Below are 1,835 nucleotides of genomic sequence, written 5' to 3'. Positions count from 1 at the left end.
TAGGAGACTGCTGAACAAGCTGCGATCCTGGCACGCCCGGTGTGCGTGAGGGTCCGGTTGGCCGTCGCGCGGAGTGTGGGGCTTGAGATTTCTGGGTTCGGCGAAAGGTTCGTGGCGCCCACCGCGGGTTGTTCGAGCCTCTGCTGGGGCGGGAATGCCTGGCCCCGGCCCGCTGATCAGGCCAGGGCCCAGGTTCCGTTCTGGTTGGTCAGTCCCATGGCGAGTAGTCGGCGCAGGTTGAGGGCGGCAACGCGGTGGTGGAGCCAGGTGTTGTTCTTCTCGACCCCGCGGTACGGCACACGCCGAGCGCCTCGGGTCAGCCAGGCGATCGAGCGTTCCACCATCGGTCGGTGCTGGCGGTACACGGTCTTGAAGTCCTCATCGCCGGCCCGCTGGCGGTGCTGGCGTTGCAGCAGGTGGTGCTCGCCGAGCACCACTTTGCGCCCCGTGGCTGAGGTAGTGCACCGCTGACGCAGCGGGCAGCCACGACACGCCGCCCCGAAGGTGGCATTGCCCTTGGCAGAGAGGCCACGGGTGATGTTGCCGGGGCAGGTCAGGGTGCCCGCCACGGCGTCGAAGGTGAAGTCATCCAGGGTGAACCCGCCCTCGACCGCGGGCCGCAGCGGCCACGGCTTGACCAGGGGCAGCCACTGCTTGCCCGCCAGGGTGTGCAGCATGTCGCCGCTGGCATAGGCCGAATCGCCGAGCACCTCGACCTGCTCACCGTCATCGACGGTGGGATCGGCGGTGACCAGCCCCGCACCGACCGCGGCATCGGAATTGCTGGGTCCGTTGGGTTTGGTCAGGGCGCACATCGTGGTCAGGCCGGTATCGGGCTCGACGACGATGTGGGCCTTGAACCCGTCTTGGCGGCGCTGCCGGGTCTTGTGGGCGTGGCGGGCATCGGGGTCCACGGTGGAGATCACCCGATCCGGCGCCGTGCGGCGGGCGATGCGCCACCGCCCGTCGGTGCCGTCTGAATCCTCAGCCGGTTCGACGTCCTGCCCTGCCACCAGCGCCAGTAGCGCCACCGCTTCGGCCGGCTTGCCACCGGCGGCGGTGATCGCCTCGACATCTAGTGCCGCCAACAGCGCCAGCGCGTCTGCGACCAGGGCGGAGACCAACTCGTCTCGGGCGGCCTGGTCATCCCAGGCGATGCGCGGCTTACCCGACGCGATGTAGTCCTGCCCGCACACCGCCGCCAACCGGGTGCACTCGGTGGCGATCAACTCCTTCGCCCCGGGCACCTCGCGGCCCACCCGGCGGATCTGGGCGATCAGCTGGGTGATCGTGTCCTGGCGGGCCACCGCGTCATCCAAAACCGTTGAATCCAGCGCCCGGCGGGTCTTGGCCTTGACCGCACCGGTCTCGGCGATGACCTGACGCACCACCTCGAAGATCCGCTGCGGCCGCTCACTGGCCGCCAGGCGGCGTCGCCAATAGGTCAACGTCGACGAGTTGAAACCCTTCGCATCGACCGGATACCCGCAGGCGGCCTTCCACCGCAGGTCAAACGTCAGCGCGTCGACCGCCTCCCGATCGGAGTGCCCGAACAGTGCTTGCAGCACGATGACCGAGGCGATCACCTCACCCGGGATCGAGGGCCGGCCCCGCCCCGAGGGAAACAGATCCGCGAACAACTCGTCCGGGAACAACCGGTCACGATGCTCGGCCAGCAACGCGAACACGCTGCCGGGCTCGAGAAGATGCCCCGCCACCGACTCCACATCCAACAACTCACGCTGCCGATCCGACTCACCCTGCATGACCCACATCATTTCAGGGCCACCCCAACCCCGCGGGCCGTACACGCACTTTGTTCAGCAGTCTCCTAG

At 68.3% G+C, this 1,835-nt stretch carries 1 protein-coding gene; it reads right to left on the bottom strand.

Going from position 1 to position 1,835, the window contains the following annotated elements; all coding sequences use genetic code 11:
- Positions 1 to 176: 176 nt before the first annotated feature.
- The gene (locus DCI01S_RS16380) at positions 177 to 1,766 is read right to left on the bottom strand and encodes an IS1182 family transposase (protein ID WP_061230198.1); all 1,590 of its coding nucleotides are present in this window, start codon (positions 1,764 to 1,766) and stop codon (positions 177 to 179) included.
- Positions 1,767 to 1,835 lie beyond the last annotated feature (69 nt).

The sequence above is a fragment of the Dietzia cinnamea NBRC 102147 genome (genome assembly GCF_001571065.1).
Lineage (GTDB): Bacteria > Actinomycetota > Actinomycetes > Mycobacteriales > Mycobacteriaceae > Dietzia > Dietzia cinnamea.
Note: the sequence above shows the minus strand (reverse complement) of the source record. Positions and strands in the feature narration are given on the sequence as shown.